Source organism: Kitasatospora sp. NPDC094028 (genome assembly GCF_049543595.1).
Taxonomy (GTDB): domain Bacteria; phylum Actinomycetota; class Actinomycetes; order Streptomycetales; family Streptomycetaceae; genus Kitasatospora.
Window position 1 is genome coordinate 37,020 of the sequence record NZ_JBMVFA010000031.1, and the last position, 22,913, is coordinate 59,932.

At 74.6% G+C, this 22,913-nt stretch carries 15 protein-coding genes and 1 pseudogene; 10 read left to right on the top strand and 6 right to left on the bottom strand.

Annotated features, from left to right (window positions below; all coding sequences use genetic code 11):
• Window positions 1–36: 36 nt before the first annotated feature.
• Genes ACPC54_RS32715 through ACPC54_RS32730 form a run of 4 tightly spaced genes read left to right on the top strand, consistent with a single transcriptional unit; the run spans window position 37 to window position 8,130 of the window.
• Complete coding sequence (locus ACPC54_RS32715) at window positions 37–1,476, top strand: S1 family peptidase (RefSeq protein ID WP_498970054.1); 1,440 nt, start codon at window positions 37–39, stop codon at window positions 1,474–1,476.
• Window positions 1,473–2,438, top strand: coding sequence for an AAA family ATPase (locus tag ACPC54_RS32720; protein ID WP_498970056.1), 966 nt, complete (start codon window positions 1,473–1,475; stop codon window positions 2,436–2,438). The genes ACPC54_RS32715 and ACPC54_RS32720 overlap by 4 nt, the downstream gene beginning before the upstream one ends.
• Window positions 2,435–3,511 (top strand): hypothetical protein, encoded by a 1,077-nt coding sequence (locus ACPC54_RS32725; protein ID WP_498970057.1) that lies wholly within the window; start codon window positions 2,435–2,437, stop codon window positions 3,509–3,511. The genes ACPC54_RS32720 and ACPC54_RS32725 overlap by 4 nt, the downstream gene beginning before the upstream one ends.
• Window positions 3,508–8,130: a WD40 repeat domain-containing protein gene (locus tag ACPC54_RS32730; RefSeq protein ID WP_498970059.1), complete on the top strand. Its 4,623-nt coding sequence runs from the start codon at window positions 3,508–3,510 to the stop codon at window positions 8,128–8,130. Before ACPC54_RS32725 ends, ACPC54_RS32730 begins: the two co-directional genes overlap by 4 nt.
• A gap of 455 nt (window positions 8,131–8,585) precedes the next feature.
• Here the strand turns inward: ACPC54_RS32730 and ACPC54_RS32735 are convergent, their stop codons facing one another.
• Genes ACPC54_RS32735 through ACPC54_RS32750 form a run of 4 tightly spaced genes read right to left on the bottom strand, consistent with a single transcriptional unit; the run spans window position 8,586 to window position 12,137 of the window.
• Window positions 8,586–9,428, bottom strand: a complete 843-nt coding sequence (locus tag ACPC54_RS32735; protein WP_498970061.1) for a class II fructose-bisphosphate aldolase — start codon at window positions 9,426–9,428, stop codon at window positions 8,586–8,588.
• A complete protein-coding gene (locus tag ACPC54_RS32740) occupies window positions 9,428–10,360 on the bottom strand; it encodes a 1-phosphofructokinase family hexose kinase (protein ID WP_498970062.1) in 933 nt (310 codons plus the stop codon). Before ACPC54_RS32740 ends, ACPC54_RS32735 begins: the two co-directional genes overlap by 1 nt.
• Window positions 10,357–11,268, bottom strand: coding sequence for an ROK family protein (locus ACPC54_RS32745; protein WP_498970064.1), 912 nt, complete (start codon window positions 11,266–11,268; stop codon window positions 10,357–10,359). The genes ACPC54_RS32740 and ACPC54_RS32745 overlap by 4 nt, the downstream gene beginning before the upstream one ends.
• Entirely contained in the window at window positions 11,265–12,137 is an 873-nt protein-coding gene (locus ACPC54_RS32750) for an SIS domain-containing protein (protein ID WP_498970066.1), read from the bottom strand. The genes ACPC54_RS32745 and ACPC54_RS32750 overlap by 4 nt, the downstream gene beginning before the upstream one ends.
• 430 nt (window positions 12,138–12,567) lie before the next feature.
• Here ACPC54_RS32750 and ACPC54_RS32755 point away from each other — a divergent pair, with 430 nt between their 5' ends.
• The 6 genes and pseudogenes from ACPC54_RS32755 to ACPC54_RS32780 all read left to right on the top strand — a co-directional run bounded on the left by ACPC54_RS32755 (window position 12,568) and on the right by ACPC54_RS32780 (window position 20,211).
• Entirely contained in the window at window positions 12,568–13,668 is a 1,101-nt protein-coding gene (locus tag ACPC54_RS32755) for a D-TA family PLP-dependent enzyme (RefSeq protein WP_498970068.1), read from the top strand.
• A 474-nt stretch (window positions 13,669–14,142) separates the two neighbouring features.
• A complete protein-coding gene (locus ACPC54_RS32760) occupies window positions 14,143–14,514 on the top strand; it encodes an ArsR/SmtB family transcription factor (RefSeq protein WP_498970070.1) in 372 nt (123 codons plus the stop codon).
• A gap of 122 nt (window positions 14,515–14,636) precedes the next feature.
• Window positions 14,637–16,409: a hypothetical protein gene (locus ACPC54_RS32765; protein WP_498970072.1), complete on the top strand. Its 1,773-nt coding sequence runs from the start codon at window positions 14,637–14,639 to the stop codon at window positions 16,407–16,409.
• Between the two features lie 231 nt (window positions 16,410–16,640).
• Entirely contained in the window at window positions 16,641–18,548 is a 1,908-nt protein-coding gene (locus ACPC54_RS32770; protein WP_498970073.1) for a PxKF domain-containing protein, read from the top strand.
• A 238-nt stretch (window positions 18,549–18,786) separates the two neighbouring features.
• Window positions 18,787–19,414, top strand: a pseudogene (locus ACPC54_RS32775) (ABC transporter ATP-binding protein); the annotation flags it as partial.
• The gene (locus ACPC54_RS32780; protein ID WP_498970074.1) at window positions 19,411–20,211 is read left to right on the top strand and encodes an ABC transporter permease; all 801 of its coding nucleotides are present in this window, start codon (window positions 19,411–19,413) and stop codon (window positions 20,209–20,211) included. The pseudogene ACPC54_RS32775 and the gene ACPC54_RS32780, both read left to right, overlap by 4 nt.
• Window positions 20,212–20,286: 75 nt before the next feature.
• Here the strand turns inward: ACPC54_RS32780 and ACPC54_RS32785 are convergent, their stop codons facing one another.
• Window positions 20,287–21,213, bottom strand: coding sequence for a TauD/TfdA dioxygenase family protein (locus ACPC54_RS32785; protein ID WP_498970123.1), 927 nt, complete (start codon window positions 21,211–21,213; stop codon window positions 20,287–20,289).
• A 153-nt stretch (window positions 21,214–21,366) separates the two neighbouring features.
• Window positions 21,367–22,905 carry an IucA/IucC family protein gene (locus ACPC54_RS32790; RefSeq protein ID WP_498970075.1) on the bottom strand — a complete coding sequence of 513 codons (1,539 nt, stop codon included), beginning with the start codon at window positions 22,903–22,905 and terminating at the stop codon, window positions 21,367–21,369.
• Window positions 22,906–22,913: the final 8 nt, after the last annotated feature.

Consider the following 22,913-nt stretch of genomic DNA (forward strand, 5'->3'; position numbering starts at 1 on the left):
CACCGCGAAGCCCTTTTGGCCGCCACGGTGCGGATCGTGACGAACCGCCCCGGCGGGAACCTCTACGGCACGGGATTCTTCGTCACCCGGGACTGGGTCCTGACGGCCGCGCACGTCGTCCTGGATACCGTCGCGCCCGCCGTGGTGTACCGGGGCAGGGAGTGGCCCACCGAGGTACTCGTACGGCTCCCGGCCGACGCCACGGAGACGTACGCTCTCCCCGACGTGGCGCTGCTCCGCGTGGGGACGGCCGAGGAGCCGATCCCGGACCACGACTGCATCGGCCTGACCGAGCTGCCGCTGACGGAAGGCGACGAGCTGTTCGCACTCGGCTGGCCGCTCGTCGACCACCGGCCGATGTTGGAGAGCATGAGGCTGGAGTACGCCGGTTTTCGCGAACCGGTCAACAGCCCACGGCTCCTCGTGACGAGGGGCAGCCAGGTCCAGCAGGGCGCGAGCGGAGCCGCGGCGATCCACCTCGACAAGGGGGGCGTGGTGGGCATCGTCAAGCTCAGCCGGGGCGTCGACTGGGACGCAGGCGCGGTCGTGGTGCCGACCGGGGTGATCCTCTCCGCGTTCCCGGCCTCGTTCGGGCTCCTGGAGAAGAACCGGGAGGCCTCGGCGTCGGTGAACAGCCGCGAGGCACTGGAGAAACGGCTCGGACTCGTCCTCGCCCGGATCGAGGACACCCTCAGCGACATGCCACCATCGTCCCGCAAGAGTCTGCTCCGCACGTTGGAAGGCGGATACGGAACGACGATCAGCGCCGAGGACCTGGCGGTGAAGCTCCTCGGACTCCCCCTGGAGCGGCTCCGGGACCTGCTCAAACAGCTGGTGCTGAGAACGAAGGACGCGGCCCCGGCGAAGCGGCTCCATCACGACGCGGCCTGCTGCGCCTGGGTGGGGGACCAGCCGTGGGTCACGCCGGACGGCGCGGCCAGACTCGCCGATGTGCACAAGTCCGCCGAACCGTGGATCGTCCACCTGCCCTGCACCAAGGAACGGACCTGGGAGATGTACGTCCTCCGCGCATCGTCCGAGCGTGACTGGGGCGTCGTGAAACTCGCCGGACTCGACGCCGGGAACGATCCGGGGACCACGTTGCCGGAGCAACTGTTCCACGCCGTCCGGGCGGAGCTGCTCCAGAACCTGTGCTTCATCGACACCAGCGACAAGGAGGCCGTCCGCAAGACGTGGCGGAAACGGCGCGACGAGGCCCTGGCCGAGGCCAGGGGCCTCCTCCTGATCCTCCCGGCAGGTACGGCCGAACTGGACGCGGACCTCCTGCGCGGACTGCGACACGAGTTCCCCGGCTGCACGTTCGCGATCTTCGCGCCAAGCCTGACGCCCGCGCTCGGAAAGCTCAGGGAGCTCGCGATCCTGCCCACCGCGCTGTCGTCCGAGCGCGAGAAACTCGCCGCGCGGCTCTACAAGGAGACGGTGTACCAACTCGAGAATGTGGCGGCACGACCATGACCGGACAGCTGAACTACCGGCGCGTCTTCGACCCCCCGATGCGACCCGCCGCGCCCACCCCCGGCGAGCCGGTCGGCGAACGGGTCGGCGACCGGACCATGGACCGGATCTACGTCTACGACGACGAGATCGTGCTCGCCGTGAACATCGCGCTGGCGACCGGCCGCCCCCTGCTGGTCCGGGGCAACCCGGGTACCGGGAAGACCTCGCTGGCCCCGAACGCGGCCCGGCAGCTGCGACGCCGCTTCTACCGCAAGACCATCTCCTCCCGCACCCAGGCGCGCGACCTGCTGTGGACCATCGATGAAGTCGCCAGGCTCAGCGACGCCACCGGGGGTGGGCAGGCCCGTCCCCGCCCGGAGTACGTGGTGCCGGGAGTCCTCTGGTGGACCTTCGACCCGGACTCGGCCCGCCGCCGCGGGCTCGACGCTGCGGAGTCGACGACGCTGCCGGACCCCAACGAGGGCACGCCGCACGCCGCCGAGGCCGTCGTCCTGCTGGACGAGATCGACAAGGCCGACCCCGACGTGCCCAACGACCTCCTGGAACCCCTCGGCTCCTACTGCTTCCGACGCGAGGACGGGCCGCTCGTCGCTGCCCCGGTGGCGCCGCTCGTCGTGATCACCACCAATGACGAACGCGAGCTGCCCAAAGCATTCCTGCGGCGCTGTGTCGCGCTGGAGCTGCAGCCGCCCGATCCCGATCGGCTACGGGACATCGCCCGCGCGCACTTCCCAGACCAGACCGACAAGCTCTTCGCCGACATCCTGCTGTCCTTCCCCCCGGCGGCCGATGCCACGGACGGCCCGAAGCAGACCGGAGTGAAGGTCCGGGTGAGCATCGCGGAGTACCTCGACGCCATCGCGGCCTCGGTCAACCTCGGGATCCGCCCGGGACACGACCTCTGGAAGGCCGTCCTCCGTGCCACCGTCCACAAGCCGACCGAGCTGGATCAGCCATGACCTTCCAGCCGCCGCACACCCGCGCCGCGATCCACCGACGACACGGGACCGACCGCCGCCCGCCGAACGCGCTCGGCGACCTGGTCCGGGTCGCCGCCGAGCTGCGCCCCGAGACACCGGAGGTCCTATCCCTGGCCGCCGCCATGCTCGGCATCGGCTCCGGCACCCCCGTCCCCCACGCCGCGCGACCAACGCCGACACCGACACCGACCGCACCACCGTCTCCGGCACGAGCCGCCGAAACGCCCCCGCCCGCGCGCGGACGAGGCCCCGGGGAGGACCCCGCCGTACGGCCAGCCGGCGACGATCCCCGACCACCACGCCCGGTGACCGCCGAGCCGCTGCCCGCCGTGCTCCTGCCGCCACGGTCGGCCCCAGCGTCGGTGACCGCGCTGCTGGACGCGGAACGGCCACCAGCGACGGGACCTCCGACTCCGTACGGGTTGGGAGCCGAACTGTTCCGCGCCGACCACCAGCGGGCGATCATCGCGGAGCTCGCCGCCGTCGAACGCCCGGGCACCGAGGTCGACGTCGCCCGCCTGCTCGACCTACTGACCACCCGCCGGCCGATCCGGGACGTCCCCCTGGCGACGACCAGGACCACCCGCGCGGGTCTGCACCTCCTCCTCGACACCGGGCCGTCGATGCGCCCGTTCCTGCGGGACCTGCGCCTGCTCGTGGACCGCGCACGGACGGTCGTCGGGCAGGACGGGGTAACCACGCTGCGCTTCTCCGGCGCGCCGAGCAGCGTGCGGTCGCTGACGCACGGGGGCCCGGCACACACCTATTGCCCCCCGCGGTCCCCGCGCGCCGTCCTGGTCGCGACGGACCTGGGGGTCGCCGCGGCGGCCACGGGCACGGCCTCGGGCTCGCGCCGTGCGTGGTCCGCCTTCGCGCGGACGCTGCACGAGGTGGGCTGTCCGCTGATCCTGCTGGTGCCCTATCCGCCCGACCGCCGACCGGCCTGGAGCGAGCGCCGGTTCGCCTCGGTCACCTGGGACCGGGCCACGGACGTCGGCCGGGCTCGCCGCGCCGCCGACCACGCGGCCGACCTCCTCCGGAGCCCCTGGTGAGCGCGGACCAGCGGATCACTGACCTGCGCGGACTCAACCCCGCGGCGGCCGACCTGGCGCTCGCCTGCGCACTGGCCGTGCGGGTGGAGCCCCCGCTGCTGCGCGGCCTGCGCCTCCTGCTCCCGGGCGCTGGCGCCGCCGCGGAGGCCGACCTGTACTTCAGCGATCTGGTGACCGCCCGGGACGTCACCGCGATCACGCTGGACCCGTCCGTGGCCCGTGTGCTGCGTGCCGAGCTCGCGACACCGGAGCGCGCGAGGCTGCTCGACGAGGCGTGGCAGCTCGTACAAGCCGCGCACCGTGACGCGCACTGGTCGGTCCGGCTCGAAGAGCAGGTGAACTACCTCGATGCCGCCCGCCCGCCCGATGCACAGCGGACGATCGAGGACCTGCTGCTCGCCGGCCTGGCCGAGCTGGCCCAGCTGCCGAACCGGAAGGGCGTGGCCCGCTGGCTGCTGGGCGCGATCGCCCGCTTCCCGGCCGAGGTCGCCGGGGCGGCGGTGACCCGCGCCGCCCACGTCGCCGCCGGGGCGCTGCTAGACGGCCGCGCCGACCGGGTCGGCGAACTGCTGACGCCGGAGGAGGGGGAGGCGTGGCTGCCGTGGCTGCTCGACGCCCTGCCGACCACCACCCTGCACGTCCGACTGCTCGACGGAGCGGTCGTCCTGGGCGCGACCGATCCGGCCGCGCTGCCCCTGAGCGGAGTCCCGCAAACGGACCCCCTGGTGGTCGAGGTGCGCTGGCAGGACGGCGAGCGGGCGAGGAGCGTCCGGGTCGGCGTCGCCCCCGATGAACCCGTCCGGGTCGAGACCGGGACGGACCTGGTGACGCTGGTGTTCCTGTCCGGGCTGGCGTACCAGCTCACCCCGAGCGACCGGACGGCGCGCGTCGACGCCTCGTGGCACGCGGCCGTCAAGGCCGGGCTGCGGCCCTGCCTGGGCCGGGAGGAGGAGCTGGCGGGGCTGCGTCTGATGCTCACGGAACCGCGCTTCGACCGGTCGTGGATCGCCGTGTGGGGACCGCGTGGCAGCGGCAAGTCCGTGCTACTGGTCGCGGTCGCGGACGAGCTGCGCAGGCAGGGGATCGCCGTGATCGAGCACTTCTACGGCTCGGGCCCGCCCGAACGCGATGACCTCGCGATGTTCATCCGCTCGTTCAACTCCCAACTACGAGCGGAGTACTCGGACTTCATCCCGATGGCAATCAAGGGGCCCGAGGAGTCCGGTTTCACCGGCCTGGCCTTCACCATGATGCAGAAGGGCGTGTTCGAGGCCCGTCCGCTGGTGATCGTGATCGACGGTCTGGTGGCTGACGGGGACGGCCCGGACCGCTTTCCGCCATACGACCTCATGCCCGGCAGTTTCGACACCGGCGTCCGCTACCTGGTGGGAGTGCGGACCGCAAGCCGGTCGCTCGCCCCTCCGCGCCCGGATCAGGACGTCGAGGAGGTCCACTTCCGGCCCCTCACCGAGCGGAGCGACCGGTGGGTCTGCCGTGCCGTGCTCGCGCGCGAACGCGACACCGTGGACGGCGCATTCACCTTCCCACCCGACGACGACACGCTCGTCGACCTGGTGGATGCGCTGCCGGGACTGCTCGATCGGCTGATCAGCTGGTTGCGCCGTCAGCCCGCGAGCACGGTGGACATCGACGACATCCCGCCTTCACTGACGACCCAGTGGGAATCCGAACTCCTGACCCTGGATTTCGAGTTGGGCTATGCCCCACGGTCCATGCTGCTGCAGCTCACGGCGGCAGACGGTCTCAACACCTGGGCCGACTGCGAGCAGGCTTCCTCCCTGGTGGCTGGGGAACGGGACTGGCCGCGATTCAAGGAGACGTGCACTCGACACCGCCTGGTCGAGCCCTCGGAGTTCCACGACGTGGTCCGCCTCGCCGACGCCTCAGTCGGAGAACGTCTGCGGGAACTCGACCCCGGGGGCAGCGGGTTGCGGGGCGCCCACCTGGCTCTCAGCAGCGGTGCCGGTCTCGGGCCCCCGCTGTCCGTGGAACGCGCCTCCCGAACGCTCCGGGCGGCCGCCATCCACCACGCACTGCAGGAAGCCGAGCACGTCTCCAACGCCTCCCTGCTCTGCCTCAACCTGAGGTACCTGCGGGCCCGGTACGCCGACGATCCCGCCGGTCTCGTGGCCGACATCGCCAGAGTCACCGAGCGGCCCAGCGATCCCGCCACGGCGGCCGTGGCACACGTCCGCCAAGCCGTCCACGCCCTGGCCGCCGCACATGTCCCGCCGGACGCCTTCGCGGCGCAGCTGTACGACCGGATACACGCTGTCCCGCCGCCGCATCCGGGTCTGCTCGACGAGGTCGTCAAGGAGCCCTTGGCGCGTCCGCCGCTCGCCGTTTCTCGCGTCCTACGCGAGGACGAGCTGCGGCGCGGGTCCGGCACGATCCGTTTCGACGAGGAGCCGTACCTGGCCTGCGCGCTGATTTCGTCCGGATCACTCGTCCTGTCGGGACGGCGGACCGTGCGGGTCCCCGACCTCGGACTGACGACTCCCATTCCCGGCACGCCAATGCGCGGGGCCGTGACGGGCCCGGTCGATCACCTCGTCACCTGGTCCGATCACGAGGTCGTCGCCGTCAGCCTGACTCCTCCCTCGATGCCGAGCCCCGTGCTCGGGCCGCCCATGGTGCAGGTCGACTTCGCCGCGGCCGTCCCGTCCGGCGCGGTCCTCGCCTCCGCGGACGGCACCGTCCAGCACCTCTCCTCCGTCCGGCCGAACCTCAGCCGCCTGCTGCTCGGGCACGGCGCCCGCATCACCGCCGCCGCGGAGCACGGGGCCCTGCTCACCGCCAGTGCGGACGGCACCGTCCGACTCTGGGACGCCGAGCACGACCGGGCTCGGGTGTTCACGGACGGCCGCGGTGCCGTCCGTTGCCTGGAACTGACGCTCACCGGAACCGGGTTCGTCACGGGCGGGGACGACGGATGGGTACGGTGGTGGGACCCGGGCGCCTCGGGGACCGCACCCGTCGCCCGGCGGGCCGGCCACGAAGGGCCGATCCTGGCGCTGAAGGTGCTGAAGGAAGGCCGGGTGGTCACGGCCTCGGCCGATGGCACGCTGCGGATCTGGAGTCCGAGTGCCGTCGAACCGCTGGTCCTCACCGGGCACGAGGACGCCGTGACGGGCTGCGCCGAGACGTCGGCGGGCATCCTCTCGTGGAGCGCGGACGGCACCGTCCGGCGCTGGTCGCTGCTGGGAGGTCCGGCCTTGGAGGTCGCGCGCGGTTTCCCGGGCGGGATCCGATCGGTCGCCGTGGTCGGCGAGGTCTACGCGGTGCTCTGCGGCGACCACTCGGTCGAACGCCGGGTCCTGCGGTCCGGGCCGGAGACGCCCCGCGAAGCACTGGGTGCCTTGGCCGTCCTGGGGGACAGCGCCATCGTGAGCGTGGGCCCGGGCATGGTGACGGTCAGTCGGGACGGCAACGTCGAACCGTACGAGGCGCTTCCCTTCGTCCCGACCGTGGTGTCGGTCGCTCCTGACAGCCGGCAGGCCACCGCCCTGGACGTCGCCGGGCGTGTTCAGCCTCTCGGGCTCTGGAACGCGCCGGGCTCCGAGTCCGCATCCGCAGTGGGGGCCGGCACGGCCCTGCCGGGCATGGAACAGCTCGCCTCCCTCCCGGGAGATGTACTCGCCCTATCCTCGGGCCAGAACGTATGGCTGGCCGGCGCATCCGTCATCACCACCGAGGTTCCGGCTCCCGTCACCTCACTCGCACCCGTGGGCATCGATCTGGCCGCGGGGACGGCCACCGGCAACGTCCATCTGCTCGATCGGGGCACCGGGATCGCCTTCCGCGTCCTCACGAGCGGCCCGGAACCGGTCGAGGCCGTGACCGCGGTCGGTCGCGACCAGGTCGCGACCGGCGGGCCGGACGGCACGGTCCGGCTCCTGCCGCTCGCCGCGGCAGGTTCGACCGAGCAGTTGCTCGGCCATGCAGGCGCCGTCACCGCACTCGTGGGCGTCGGCGAGCGGCTGGTCTCCGGGGGTGCGGACGGCCGCCTGCTGCTCTGGCAACCCGGCATCGCCAAGCCACTGCACACCGTCGAGCTGTACGGCGCCGTCACCGCGCTCGCGGCCGGCGACGGCTGGCTGGCCGCCCGTGACGCCACCGGGAGCCTGTGGCTGCTCGAACTCCAGGAGCCGGGGACGCTGGAGGCCACCTCGGTCGCCGCTCTCCTCCCCTCCTCCCCCGACGATCGGGCACCCGATGGCCTGGTCATCGCGGAGTTCCGGTTCCTCGCCGATACCGACGTCGAACTGTCCGCGGCGACCGCCCGGGCCGGGAACATCGACCTCCCGATCGACCTGTGGTTCGCCCCCACCGTCGATGGAACCCCGCAGCCCGCTGTTCGGGACATCAACGGCGTGCTGCGACTGCCGCTCTGGCTGCGCGCCGGCGAGTCGATCACGCTCTGGGCGGTATCCGCGTCCGCGCCACCCGGCCCGGCCGTGCTCGACTGCCTGATCTCCTCACCTCGGCTCAGCGGTGGACGCGGCTCCCTGACCTACCCGTTGCTGACTTCACGGCCAGATCTCACCGATCCGGACCTTTCCGTCCGGGAAGGTCGTAACGGTGTCGCCGAAGCGTGAGGGCCTCGATGTCCTGATGACGGTCTCGCGTTTCCTTCCGCCGCTGCCGTACTGCGCCACCTGCCCGCACCGGGTCGGCCTTGCGGTCGGCCCGGGTGGCGGGAGTCTTCTGGTCGACTCCACGCGGGTTCGGCGGTTGCGAGTCCGGGTCTCCGGCCGCTCCGGCGCCCGTGGTGCCCGCCGCCGCGCGGGCGGGGAGTCAGCTTGTACGGCGCGTACGTACGTTCGGTGGGCGTGCAGTGCGTCCATGACCTGGGCGGCGGGGATCGTGGAGGTGGTGCGGAAGACGGCGATCTCCCCGAGGTGGGCCAGGGTGTCCGTGAGGGCGGGCGCCCTCGGCGGTACGGTAGACGACCGGATCGCCGCCGAGCACCGGGAGTTGGAGGAAGGTACGGTCGTAGCGGAAGTGGACGGTGCCGCCCCCAGCCGGGACGGGCCTCGGTTCGTCGGGCTCCTCAGGCGGCGGGTGCCTTGAGGACGCGCAGGAGCCGGGTGACCTCCGTGGCCATCGCGGTGCGGCCCGGGCCGAGGTAGCGGCGGGTGTCGACGAGCGACGGGTCGTCGTCGAGGGTGCGCCGCACGGCGCCGGTGAAGACCCGGTTGAGGTGGGTGGCGATGTTCACCTTCGTCATGCCGTGGTCGACCGCGCGGGTGAGGTGCTCGTCGGCGACGCCGGAGGAGCCGTGCAGGACCAGCGGTGCCGGGACGGCCGCGCGCAGTTCGGCGATCAGGGCGAAGTCCGGGACGGCGTCGCGGGTGGCCATGGCGTGGGAGGTGCCGACCGCGACGGCGAGGGCGTCGACGCCGGTGGCGGCGACGAAGGCGGCCGCCTCGCCGGGGTCGGTGCGGGCGCCCGGTGCGTGGACGCCGTCCTTGCCGCCGACCTCGCCGAGTTCGGCCTCCACCCACACACCGGCCGTGTGGCACCGGGCGACGACCTCGGCGGTGGCGCGGACGTTCTCCTCGTACGGCAGCACGGAGGCGTCGAACATCACGGAGGAGAAGCCGAGTCGGACGGCCTCGGCGACGAGGTCGGCGGAGGTGGCGTGGTCGAGGTGGACGGCGACCGGCACGGCGGCGGCGCGGGCGGTGGCGAGCACGGCGGCGGCGATCGGGGCGAGCGCGCCGTGGTAGCGGACGGCGTTCTCGCTCAGCTGCAGCACCACCGGGGCGGCGGCGGCCTCGGCGCCCGCCACGATGGCCTGGGCGTGTTCGAGCTGGACGACGTTGAAGGCGCCCACGCCGCGTGTGGCCTTCGCCGCGGGGGTGACGATGGCGCCGGTTCCGGCCAGGGGCATCAGGAACTCCTCGGAGGGTGGAGGGGTCGGACGTCCACCAACGGCCGCAGGCGCCGGCGGACGTCGGGGTCGAAGTCGCCGGCCAGCGGCGCGGCGACGGCGGCGGCGGACAGGGCCACCGCCTCGGCCAGCCGCTCCGGCCAGGGGGCGGCGTCGACCAGGCCGAGGGTGAGGGCGGCGACGGCGGCATCGCCCGCCCCGGTGGGGTTCCCGGCCAGCTGCTCGGGCGGCCGGGCCTGCCAACTCCCGTGCGCGGTAAAGGCGATGAGTCCGTCCGGGCCGAGCGAGGCGACCACCGCCCCGGCTCCGCCGGAGAGCAGCGCGGCTGCGGCGGCGGCCGGGTCCGCCAGGCCGGTGGCGGCGGCGAGTTCATCGACGTTCGGTTTGACCAGGTCGGGGCCGGCGGCCAGCGCGGCCCGCAGGGCGGCGCCGTCCGCGTCGACCACCGCCGGGACGCGGTGGTCGTGGGCCAGCCGGACCAGTCGGGCGTAGGCGTCCTCGGGGACGCCCGGCGGCAGGCTGCCCGAGAGCACGACGGCCGCGGCCCCGGGCAGCAGCCGGCGGAGCCGGTCTAGCAGCCGGTCCCAGTCCTCGGCCGGGACGGCCGGGCCCGGTTCGAGCAGGATGGTGGCGTCCCCGGCGCTCTCGTCCACCACCGCCACCGTGCGGCGGGTCTCCCCCGCGATCGGCAGCAGGCTCTCGGGCAGGCCGGCCTCGGCGAGTTCGCGCCGCAGCGCCGCCCCCGCCGTTCCTCCCGCGAAGCCGGTGACCACGCTCGCGCGGCCGAGGGCGTGCAGCACCCGGGCGACGTTGACGCCCTTGCCGCCGGCCCGTTCGGCCTTCGCCCGCACCCGGTTGCTGCCGTGCGGGCGCAGCCGGTCGACCCGGTAGGTGACGTCGAGGGCGGTGTTGAGGGTGACGGTGAGGATCATCGGGCGTCCGCCTGTCGGAGCCGGTCGCGGGCGAGCAGGGCGGCGCCCTGGCAGCCGGCCCGGTGGCCGAGCGCGGCGGGGAGGATCGGCGGCAGGGTCTGGAAGCTGAGCCGCCGGGCGACCGCCGCGCGCAGGGGTGCGAGGTAGGCGTCGCCGGCGCGGGCGAGGCCGCCGCCGATGACGATGCGCTCGGGGTCGAGCAGGGTGATCGCGCTGGTCAGGGCGTCGGCGAGCGCCTGGATCGCCTCGGTCCAGACGGTGGCGGCGGCCCCGTCCCCGGCGGCGGCGCGCTCGCCGACGTCCTCGGCGGTGGCGCCGCGCTCCCCGGTGGCGGCGGCGTAGCGGCGGGCGATGGCGGCGGCGGAGGCGACGGTCTCCAGGCAGCCCCGGCCGCCGCAGGGGCAGGCGTCGCCGCCGGGCCGGACGACCAGGTGGCCGAGTTCGCCGGCCCGGGCGTGGCTGCCCGGCACGGCCTGCCCGTCGGACATGACGGCGGCGGCGATGCCGGTGCCGACCGGGACGAAGAGGAAGTCCCGGCTGCCGCGCCCGGCGCCGAGGCGGGCTTCGGCCAGGCCGCCGGCCCGGACGTCGTGGCCGAGCGCCACCGGCAGGCCCAGGTCGGCGGCGAGCCGGTCCCGGACCGGCAGCCGGTGCCAGCCGAGGTTGGCGGCGAGGACGGCCGTCCCGGACGGCTCGTCGACGATGCCGGGCACCGCGATGCCCACGGCGGCCGGGCGGTGCCGGTCGGCGAGTTCGCGGGCCGCCGCCAGCACCGTCCCCAGGACGGCGTCCGGGCCGCGCTCGGCGCCGGTGGGCCAGCTGTCGGCGCACCGCAGGACGCCGTCCTCGTCGGCGGCGCCGCCCTTGATGCGGGTGCCGCCGACGTCGAGGGCGATGACGGTCGTCACGGCTGGTTCAGCACGATGGAGCGGGTGAGGTTGAGCGGCTGGTCGGGGTCGAGGCCGCCGGCCCTGGCCAGGTCGACGGCCAGGCGCTGGGCACGCACCAGGTCGGCCAGCGGGTCGAGGGCGGTCACCGAGGTGGCGGCGCCGATGGCGCGGACCTGCTCCAGCAGCCCGGCCGGCGGCTCGCCGAAGAACCACACCAGGCGGCCGGGGGCGGCGATGCTGATCGGGCCGTGCCGGTACTCCATCGCCGGGTAGGACTCCGTCCAGGCGCGGGCGGCTTCGCGGAGCTTGAGCGCCGCCTCGTTGGCCAGGCCGGCCGTCCAGCCGGTGCCGACGAAGGTGAACTGGCCCGCGGTGACGGCGCCTTCGGGCAGCGGCTCGGCCAGGGCCCGCTCGGCCTGCTCGGGCAGGTCGGCCGGGGCGAGGCCGAGGTGGCCGCGCAGCAGGGTGAGCGCGGTGGTGGCGAACCGGGTCTGCACCACGGACTTCTCGTCCGCGAACTCCAGGTCGACGACGGTGGTCGCGGCGGTGCGGACCGGGGTGTCGAGGTCGCCGGTGAGCGCGGTGCTCGGGAGGTGCCGGGCCCGGGCGAGGGCGGCGAGCACTTCGGTCGTGGTGCCGGAGCGGCTGATGGCGAGCAGCCGGTCGTAGCGGCGGGCGGCCGGGAACTCGGAGGCGGCGAACGCGTCGGTCTCGCCCAGGCCCGCGGACTCGCGCAGCGCGGCGTAGGCCTGCGCGATGTAGAGGGACGTGCCGCAGCCGATGACGGCCACCCGCTCGCCGGTCCCCGGCAGTCCGGCGGACTGGAGGTCCAGGGCCCGGCGCCAGCACTCCGGCTGGCTGGCGATCTCCTGCTCGACGTGGCTCATGACGACTCCCCCTCCTGCGCATTTCTGCGCAATGCCTGCTTGGTTTTGAGCAGTAGCGCCTATTTCTTACTACGCGCACTCAGCTGTGAGCAATGCCGCCCGCAGCGCGGGACCGCTCCGGCGCCGCCCCGGGCCCGCCGTCAGCGCCGGTCGAGGAGCAGCCGGCCGCGGTGCGGCAGATCCCGGTCGACCCCGAGGGCGCGGCCGCAGGCGGTGGCGGCCACGGGCTCGGGCTCGGACTCGTGCTCAACTCGGACTCGTGCTCGGGCTTGGGCTCGGCCTCGTACTCGGACTCGGACTCGGACTCGGACTCGGACTCGGACTCGGACTCGGCCAGCGCTCCCCGCTCCGGCCGCCCCGCGCGATTTGGTCGAACCGATCCTTGTCGGGCGAGAATGCGTGCGCCGCGATTCGAGTCGAAGGGAAGCAGATGAGCACGATCCCGGTGGAGATCGACACCCCGGACATCCTGGTCGATCCGGACGTCCTCGCCCGCAACATCGAGCGCATGGCCGACGCGCTCCGGGCCAAGGGCCTCGGGCTGCGCCCGCACGCCAAGACCCACAAGATGCCGGAGATCGCCGCGCGGCAGCTCGCCGCGGGGGCCGTCGGGCTGACGGTGGCGACCATCGGGGAGGCCGAGGTCTTCGCCGAGCACGGCGCCACCGACCTCTTCATCGCCTACCCGCTCTGGATCGGGCCCCGGCAGGCGGAGCGCCTGCGCGTGCTCGGCGGCAAGGCGCGGATCGCGATCGGCACGGACTCCGCCGAAGCCGCCGAGGCGGCGGGCCGTCACCTCGGGGCCGCGGCCGGCGACATCGAGGTCCTGGTGGAGATCGACAGCGGCCACCACCGCAGCGGCGTCGGCCCGGAGCAGGCCGTGACGGTGGCCCGGGCGGCGGCCGGGGCCGGGCTGCGCGTCGCCGGGGTGTTCACCTTCCCAGGCCACGGCTACGCCCCGGGCATGCCCGCGAAGGCGGCCGACCAGGAGCAGCAGGCCCTCGGACGGGCCGCCGAACTGCTCGCCGCCGCGGGCTTCGAGGTCACCCGGGTGAGCGGCGGCTCCACCCCGACCGCGGAGCTGACCGGGACCTCGGCGGTCACCGAGGCGCGGCCGGGCGTCTACGTGTTCGGCGACGCCCAGCAGCTCGAACTCGGGCGGTGCACCCTGGCGGACATCGCCCTGACGGTCGCGGCGACCGTCGTCAGCCGGCACGAGGGGGACGACACCACGCCCCGGCGGCTCGTCCTGGACGCGGGCAGCAAGGTCCTCGGCGGCGACCGTCCCGCGTGGACGTCGGGCTTCGGCCGGCTCATGGACCACCCCGAGGCCCGCATCACGGCACTGTCCGAGCACCACGCCACCGTGGTCTGGCCCGCCGGCACCGAGCTTCCCGCCCTCGGCGAGCGGCTGCGCGTGATCCCCAACCACGTCTGCGTGGCGGTCAACCTCGTCGACGACGTCGCCGTGGTCCGCGGCGGCGAGCTGGTGGACCGCTGGCGGGTGGCCGCCCGCGGCCGGAACGCCTGACCGGGGCACCCCGGGACCCCTCCCCGCGGCCGCCGACCGGCCGGTGCACCGAGGCGGGCGACCTGCTCCGTTCCAGCCGATCACCATGATGCGAACATTGAAAGTTGCTAATATTGGCAACTGCGAGAGGGGAATCAGGGCGCGCTTGTCACCGCACCGGTGTGCGCGGTTTCGCTCGCTCCGTTCGTGGTGCCGGACGCCTCAAGGCGTCCGGCAGCAAGAGGGCGGGGCCGGGGCACGCCGGTCGGGCGTCCTGAACCTCCCAGCCACCGGTGGTCGTCGGGGTCTCGCTCCGGCTCACCGCCGCCCCGGGCGTGCTGCGAAGGGGCGGCGGTGAGCATCCACGGAGCATCGGAGCAGGTCGACGGCCTCGGACCAGCCCGGCTCGGGCATGATCATCACACGGCCGGGATTGCTAGAGTCGCCCGTGTGATGTCCTACCCGGGCCCGCCCCCGAGGAAGAACGTGAGCCCGGTGAGCGCCGACACCCCACGACAGCCGCCGGTCGTCGCCGTGCCGCTGTACCAGCACAAGGCCGAGTTCTTCAAGACGCTCGGCCACCCCGTCCGCATCCGGGTCCTGGAACTGCTCAGCGAGCGCGAACACGCCGTCGCGGAGCTGCTCGTCGAGGTCGGCGTCGAGCCCGCCCACCTGTCCCAGCAGCTCGCGATCCTCCGCCGCGCCGGGCTGGTCCTCTCCCGCCGGGAGGGCGCCACCGTCCTCTACCAGCTCACCACCCCCGAGGTCGCCGACCTCCTGGCCGTCGCCCGCTCCCTCCTCGGCACCCTCCTCACCGACCGGGCCGAACTCCTCGACGAGCTCCGCACCGACACCGGCCCCCACTGACGGCCACCGGGATTCCCCGCGGGGAAACCACCGCCCCGACCGCCCCCGACCGGCCTCGCCGCCGAGCGGCGCGCCCGGCTACGCTGGACGGCGCCGACGAGGGAGCGCGAGGCGGGGGGCCGATGAACCAGCGCGACGGAACGGACACGGAACGGCAGTTGACGCGGGCTCGCCTGGACGTCGAGCTCTTCGCGGAGCGGCTGCGGCTGGACGACGACGCGCCGCGGGCGACCAGGCTGCGCTACCAGCTGGAGCTCGCGGAGGGCCTGGACCGGCTGAGCGAACTCCTCAGCGGCTCCGCGAACATGCCGGCCCGGCTGGACGAGTTGGAGGCGGTGCTCGCCGAGCGCGTCCGGCTCGGGCGGCTGGTCCTCGTGGACCAGGACTGCCGGCCCTGGCTCGCGCAGGCGCTGGTCGAGCAGGCCAGGTGCATCGGCCTGCGCCAACGCCGCACGGAGGCGGTGGCACCTGCCCGCGAGGGCGTCGCACTCTTCCGGGCGCTGACCGCCGAGGAGCCGGACGAGTACCGCCGGCTGCTCGCCGCCGCACTGGAGAACCTCGCCAACCAGCTCTCCCCGCAGGCCACCCGCGCCGAGGCGGTCGGGACCGTCCGGGAGGCGGTGGAACTGCGCCGGGTCGAGGCCCGGGTGCGGCCCGGGCCGCGGAGCGAGAACGGACTCGCCTCCGCGCTGGCGGATCTCGGCATGCTGCTCGGGGAGACCGGCGCGTTCGCCGCCGCCGTCGACGTCCTGCGCGAGTCGGTGGGCCGCTACCGGGCGCTCGACGGGGCCCGGCAGGCGGACGACGAGGGGTACTGGGCCGCGCTGTCGACCTTCGCGCAGGTACTGCGGCACACCGGCGCGGGCGAGGGGGCCGAGGCGCGGGAGTGCCGGGCCCTGATGGCGGCGGTCCACCGCCGCGTCGCGGTCGAGAGCCCCGAAGGGCTGGCCGCCGTCAACGCCCTGCTCGGCGACCACGGTTTCGCGATGGCGGAGACCGGCCTTCGCGACCTGCCCGCGCCCCGCCCCGAGGACGCGCCGCCGGCCCCCTGGGCGCGGATCGAGGAACTGGCCGCCCTCGCAAGCGAACAGAGCGCCCGCGGGGACCACGCCGGGGCGCTCGCCACCCGCCGCGATGCGGTGGCCCACTGCCGGAGCCTGCGCCAGGACGACCCCCGGGCCGTCCTCGGGCTCGCCGCCACGCTCCACGACCTGGGCCTCCTCCTCGGGACGATCGGCCGCCCGGCAGAGGCGATCGCGCCCCTGACGGAGGCGATCGGCCTGCACCGCCGCCTGCTGCGGTCGTACCCCGGGCCGATCCGCCCGCTGCTCGCGGGATCCCTCGACGCCCTCGGCTCCCGCCTCGCCTCCTGCGGGCGCCACCGCGAGGCGCTCGCCGCGACGACGGAGGCCGTCGAGCTGATGCGCCTCGCCGTCGACGCGCCCTCGGACGCACCGCTCCCCGGCGGCGGCCCGGCGCCGGGGAGCGGGGCCGATCCCGCCACCCGGACCCGCGAACTGGCCAGGATCCTGAACCGGTTGAGCATCCGCTACGCCGATCTGGAGCGCCACCAGGACGCCCGCACCGCGTCCCGGGCGGCGGTGTCCCGCTACCGGAGCGCCCCGCCGCCGGAGGACGAACTCTCCGGGCTGGTCCACGCCCTCGCCAACCTGGCACTGCGCGAGGCCCGCCTGGAGCACACCGATCCCGTCCCGGCACTGGTCGACGAAGTCCTGACCCTCCTCGGCGGCCCGCTGCGCTCCGCCCCCGGCGCCCGCCTCGACGGACTCGCGGACTCCCTGAACTGGCTCGCCTGGTACCTCCGCACCCACCACCACCGCCGCCGGGCCCGCGCCACCTCCCGCGCCGCAGCCGCCCTACGCCGCCGGCGCTGAGCCGCCCGGGTCCGGAGCCTGCCGTCGCATCCGCGCGCTCTGCCGGCCGCCCGACGCGGACCGTGAAGCTGTCACCGGTCGGCCTGTCGGCCGATCGGGTCGTTCCCGGGCCGGATTCGTGTGCGATCCGGTGGGTGGCGGGCCGTCAGGGCCGTGTCCGCCCTACCGTCGCGTGGTGCCGGGCCCGGGACGGCTCGTCGGGCCCGCGCGTCCCACAGAGAGGTGGAAGCCATGTCATCGGTCCACAACGGCGGAACCGCGCCCTCGGGACGTCTCCGACGGCTGCGCCGCCGAGCGCTCGCCGCGCTGGCGGTCACCGTGCTCGGCACCGCCGGCGCGGTCCTGCCGGTGGCGGCGGCGCACGCGGCGCACGCGCAGCGGCTGCTCTACATCGCGAACCTGCGCGGGAACTCGGTCTCGGCCTACGACCCGTCGACCGACACGGTGGTCGCGACCATCCCGGTCGGCCGCAACCCCGAGGGAGTGGCCGTCTCGCCGGACGGCACGCAGGCGTACGTCACCAACGACAGCGACAACTCGGTGTCGGTGATCGACACCGCCACCAACACGGTCACGGCGACCTTCCCGGTCGGCCGGCTCCCGGGCCCGGTCGCGTTCTCCACGGACGGCGCCCACGCGTACGTCGGACGCTTCGTCAGCCCGGGCGTCGGCGGCGTCGACGTCATCGACACCGCCACCCGGACGGTCACCACGACCGTCACGGTCGGCAACCAGCCGTTCGGCATCGCGATGACCCCGAACGGCCGGAGCGCCTACGTGGCCAACTTCGTCGGCAGCTCGGTGTCGGTGATCGACACCGCCAGCAACACCGTCACCGCCACCATCAGCAGCGGCACCGCCCGGACCCCCGCCGCCGTGGCGATCACCCCGGACGGCACCCACGCCTACACGGCCAACTTCAACAGCAACAACGTCTCCGTCATCGACACGGCGACCAACACGATCACCTCGACCATCCCGGTCGGCTCCGGTCCCGGCGGCGTGACGATCACCCCGGACGGCACCCACGCCTACGTGGCGAACGAGAACGCCGACAACCTGTCGGTCATCGACACCGCGACCAACACCGTCACCGGCACCGTCCCGGTCGGCCGCATCCCGGTCGCCGTGCTCGCCGACCAGGCCGGCGGGGCCGCCTACGTCACCAACGGCGGCGCGAACACCATCTCGGTGGTCGGCACCGGCACCAACACCGTCACCGCCACCACCCCGGTCGGCAACACCCCGTTCGCCCTGGGCATGGCCACCGTCGCGCCGGTCGTCACCGGCGTCAGCCCCACCCACGGCCCGGCGGCCGGCGGCGGCACCGTCACCATCACCGGCTCGCACCTGGCCGGCACCAGCGCGGTCATGTTCGGCGGCACTCCCGCCACCGGCGTCACCGTGGTGAACGACCTCACCGTCACGGCGACCGTCCCGGCGCACGCCGCCGGCACCGTCGACGTCGCGGTCACCACCCCGGCCGGGACGAGCGCCACCGGGACCGCCGACCAGTACACCTACGACGCGCCCGCGCCCACCGTCACCGGGCTCAGCCCCGCGCAGGGCCCGCTGGCCGGCGGAACCACGGTGACCATCACCGGCACCGACTTCACCGGCGCCACCGCCGTCGACTTCGGCTCCACCCCGGCCACGTCCTTCACGGTCGACAGCAACACCCGGATCACCGCCACCGCCCCGGCGGCCTCCGGCGTCGGCCCGGTCGACGTCACGGTGACCACCCCGGCCGGGACGAGCACGACCGGCGCCGCCGACCGCTACAGCTACGTCTATCCGTTCAGCGGCTTCCAGTCCCCGGTCGCCAACCCGCCCACGGTCAACCAGGAGCACGCCGGACGGACCGTCCCGATGAAGTTCTCCCTCGGCGGTGTCCAGGGCCTCGGCATCATCGCCCCCGGCTACCCGACCGCCCAGAAGGTCGACTGCACCACCGGCGCGCCGATCGGCAGCCCGACCCCCGCCGGCACCCCGGGCGGCAGCGCCCTGCAGTACGACCCGTCCACCGGCACCTACACCTACCCCTGGAAGACCGAGCGCGCCTACGCCGGCACCTGCCAGGCGTTCACCCTGGGCCTGAACGACGGCACCACCCACACCGCCCTCTTCCAGTTCAGCTGACCCGAGCGCTCGACCCACCCGCTCGACCCGGATGCCCGGCCCCCCGGCCGGGCATCCGCACGCGTGGTTCGAGGCACCGGCGCGGAGCTGCCCCGCTCGCCGCCGCCCACCGACAACGGAGGCCCGTGAACGAGCCCTTCGCCCTCGCCGTTCGTTCCCGTACCCACGGCCCGGGAGGGCCCGGGACGGACGCACCGCCGTCGTTCGTCCTGGACGGCGTGACCGTCCGCCGAGCCGGGCGACTGCTGCTGGACGGCCTCTCGGCACGGATCCCGGCGGCCACGGCCACGGCGCTGGTCGGGCCATCGGGGGCGGGGAAGTCGACGCTGTTGCGGTTGCTGAACCGGCTGGCGGAGCCGACGTCGGGCGTCGTCCGCTTCCGGGGCAGACCACTGCCGGAGCTCGACGTGCTGGAGCTGCGCCGCCGGGTCGGGCTGGTCGGCCAGCATCCGGTCCTGCTCACCGACCGGGTCGTCGACGACCTGCGGGTGGGCCGGCCGGACCTCGCGGAGGACCGGGCCGCCGGATTGCTGGAACGGGTCGGCCTGCCGGCCGGGACACTGGCCCGGGCCACCGCCGAGCTGTCCGGTGGCGAGGCCCAACGGGTGTGCCTGGCCCGGGCGTTGGCCGTCGGCCCGGAGGCGCTGCTGCTGGACGAGCCGACCTCGGCCCTGGACGCGGCGAGTGCGCGGGCGGTGGAGCGGACGATCGAGGACCTGGTCGCGGACGGACTCACGGTGGTGCTGGTCAGCCACGACGCGCCGCAGGCGCGCCGGGTCGCCGACCACGCCCTGGTGCTGCGCGGCGGACGCCTGGTCGCCTCGGGGCCGGCGGACCGCATCGACTACCTCCGGGAGGGGGCGTGAAGACGGCCGTGCCGACCTGGGCGGGGGTCGCCGCCTCCGGCGTCCTGGTGCTGCCGGCGATCGCGGTGGCGTGGCGCGGGCGGCTGGACCTCGCCCGGGACATCGCCGTCGCCGCCGCCCGGGCCGGCGTCCAACTCGCCGCTGTCGGCGCGGTTCTGCTCTTCGCCGTCCAGCACGCGGGCCTGGCCGGAGCCGTCTGCTGGCTCGCGCTCATGGTGATCGCGGCCGGGCGCGTCTGCGCGGGGCGCGCCGCGGGGATGCCGCGCGCGCTGCCGATCGCCACCGCGGCTGCCGCGGTCGGTTCCGCCTCGACCCTCGGGGTGCTGGTCGCCCTCGGAGTCGTCGCCCCGCAGGCCCGGGTGGTGATCCCGGTCGGAGGCATGGTGGTCTCCGGTGCGATGCAGGCCACCACCCTCGTCCTGGTGCGCCTTCGCGACGAGGCCCGCACCGCGCGCCCCGCCATCGAGGCCCGCCTCGCCCTGGGCCTCGGCTCCGTCGACGCCTTCGCGCCCCATCTGCGCGCGACCCTGCGCACCGCCCTGATCCCCGCCGTCGACTCCACCAGGACCGTCGGGCTGATCAGCCTGCCCGGTGCGATGACCGGCCTGATCCTGGCGGGCGTCGACCCGCTCACCGCGATCCGCTACCAGATCGTCGTGATGTACATGATGCTCTCCGCCGCCACCCTGGCCGCCCTCACGGCCGCCCACCTGGCCCAGCGCGCCTTGTTCGAGGACGTCCACCGGCTACGGCCGCTCGGCACCGGGTCCGGCACCGGGACCGCGACCGGACGCTGACCACCCGTTCGTCCCCGCCCGGGCCGTCCGCCGCCCGCCGCCCGCCGCGCCCGGGGCGGGGGCCGGGGCCGGGTCTCACCCGCGTTCCGGCCCGTCGACGGTGAGGGGCACGGACGGTTCGCCGTCCACACCGACCGGCACCTCTCCGGCGATCATCACCCGGTGCATGATCCGCGGGAAGCCGAGGTGCGCGGTGTCGCGGGGGGCCATGTGGACGGTCGCCCGGTTGTCCCAGAAGGCCACGCTGCCCGGCTCCCAACGGAACCGGACGGTGTACTCGGGCCGGACGGCCTGCTCCATCAGCATGTCCAGCACCGCCCGGCTCTCCGGGCGGGAGAGGCCGAGGATCTGCTCCACGTAGAAGCCGTTGACGAACAGGACACGTTCGCCGGTCTCCGGAAGGACGCGTACCAGGGGGTGCGCCGTGGCCGTCTGGTGGCCGAGCAGGTGCTCGACGTACGCGTCGTGGCCGGGCCGCGGCTGGTAGCCGACGCCGAGCCGGTGCTCGGCCCGCAGCCCGTCCACGAAGTCCCGCACGGGCGCGGACAGTCCCGCGTAGGCCTGCGCGAGGTTGGCCCAGGTGGTGTCACCGCCGTGGGGCGGCACGGTCTCGGCCCGCAGGATGGTCGCGGCCGGCGGGTCGAGGTGGTTGCTCCAGTCCGAGTGCCAGGGGTGCAGCAGGGACTCGTTACGACGGTGCAGCCACTCGGCCCGGTCCATGCCGTACCGCCCGGACAGTTCCAGCCGGTCGGCCGTCGTCTCGATCTCGGGGACGTCCCGCGGGGACGCGCTGCCGCGTCGCGGCCAGCGGACCGGGCGGCCGAAGCTCCGGGCGAGTGCCACGTGCCGGGCATGGTCCAGTCGCTGCCCCCGGAAGAAGACGACCTTCCAGCGGAGCAGTGCCGCCCTGATCGCCGCGATCACGGCGTCGTCGAGGTCCTCGGCCAGGTCGATGCCGGTGATCTCCGCTCCGATGTGTCCGGCGACCGGGTTCACCTCGATCCCGGCAGCACGATCAGCTTGTTCCCCCACCGCGGCCTCACCGTCCTCGTCCGTTGGTCCCGGGCCTGCCCGCGCCGCCCCGGCAGGCAAGGTTCCCGGCCCGGGGCCCCTCGAACCCCCTGCCAATCGGGCCGGACGCGGAACGGGCGTCCGCTACGGGCGACTTCGGGCGGTGACCAGGGGGTTGGGCACCGGCACGAACCGGGGCGCGGTGCCGTCCGCACCGACCCAGCGGGACAGCAGGTTGGCCTTGCCCGGCACCGCGGCCGCGGCCAGGAGCTCGGTGGTCTCCGGAAGGCCGAGTTCCTTGTCGCAACCCTCGAACGCCTGTCGCGCGGCCGGCCACAGCGCACCCGCCGCCCGGGGGAAGCGGTGCGCGAGCGTGTCGGCGACCTCGCCGAGGTTGTTGACGACCAGGCAGTACGCCAGGCGCCGCCAGGCGGCCTCGCGCGGCGTCCCGGGGACAATCTTGGCCCCCTCGGCGTCCCGGAAGACCGCCTGGACGGGATGACCCTCCGCGTCCACGGCGAGCACGGTGTTCTGCAGATGGCACTCGACCGCGACGCCGTGCCGCGCGTACGCCTCCAGTACCGGCGGGACGACCTGGCGCAGGTAGGCCTCCCACCAGCGCAGCGGGTCGGCGACGCGGTCGAGCGGATTGCCGTCGAAGGCCTCGGTGAGCGCGGCGGCCAGTACGGCGGTGGCCCCCGGCACCAGGTGCTGCTCCAGGCCGTCGCGGACCAGGACCGGGAGGATCTCCTCCAGACCGCGGACCGTCCGGTAGCCCGGCTCGCCGAGCCAGGCCGCCGGGCCGTCCATCGCCGCGAAGGCGGCCGCCACCGGCGGGTCCGTCCGGCGCCCGTCGCGCAGTTCGTGCCACCGCATCCGCCGGATGTCGTTGGTGATCTGCACGTCCAGGCTGAACTTCAGGAACAGGTCGGCCGATCCGGGCCGCTCGGGGCTCCCGGGCACGTGCACGGTGCGGACCGAGGACGTCGCCCGGGCCCGCCAGGGGGTGCTGCCGAGCCGGATCAGCCGCCCCTCGGCGAAGGCCGCGCGGACGGCCGGCCTGCGGCGGGTGAGGGCGACCTGCCAGGGGTGGGCGGGCAGCAGGCGGTAGCCGGGCGGCGCCTGTCCCAGGGCGTCGAGGGCGCGGGTGTCGCCCTCCTCGCTCACCGCGTCCGCGCGCACGCCGAGCAGGAGGAGCGGGAAGCGCGCGTACGCCTCCGGGGCGTAGCGCAGCCAGGCGGCGGGCGGGCCACCGCCGCTGCGGGCCTTGGGGGCCGGATGGCACGGATGCCCCGTGACGAGCGCCTGCTCGGAGCGCAGCCACAGGTCGTCGGGCGGGACGGCGCGGGCGCGGGCTGCGAGGATCGCCGCCACGGCGGCGCGACTGGCCGTCGCCTCGGCGACCAGGGCGGGGTTGGAGCGCCCGGTGACGGCACGCATCTCCTGCGCGGCCAGCTCGACCAGGCCGGCGTGGTGCAGGGGGCGCCAGGCCGTACCCGTCCACAGCGCCGGCGCGGAGCGCCGCCGGCCGTCCCGCACCCGGATCAGACGGCCGCTGGCCCTCAGCCGGTGCACGGTGTGGCCGGGGGACGAGGTCTGCGCCTGCTCGACGGCCTCACGCAGGAGGCAGTTGAGCAGTGGAGTGACGGACAGTGCGTCGGCTGCCCGGGCGAAGCGGTCCATCGGCCACC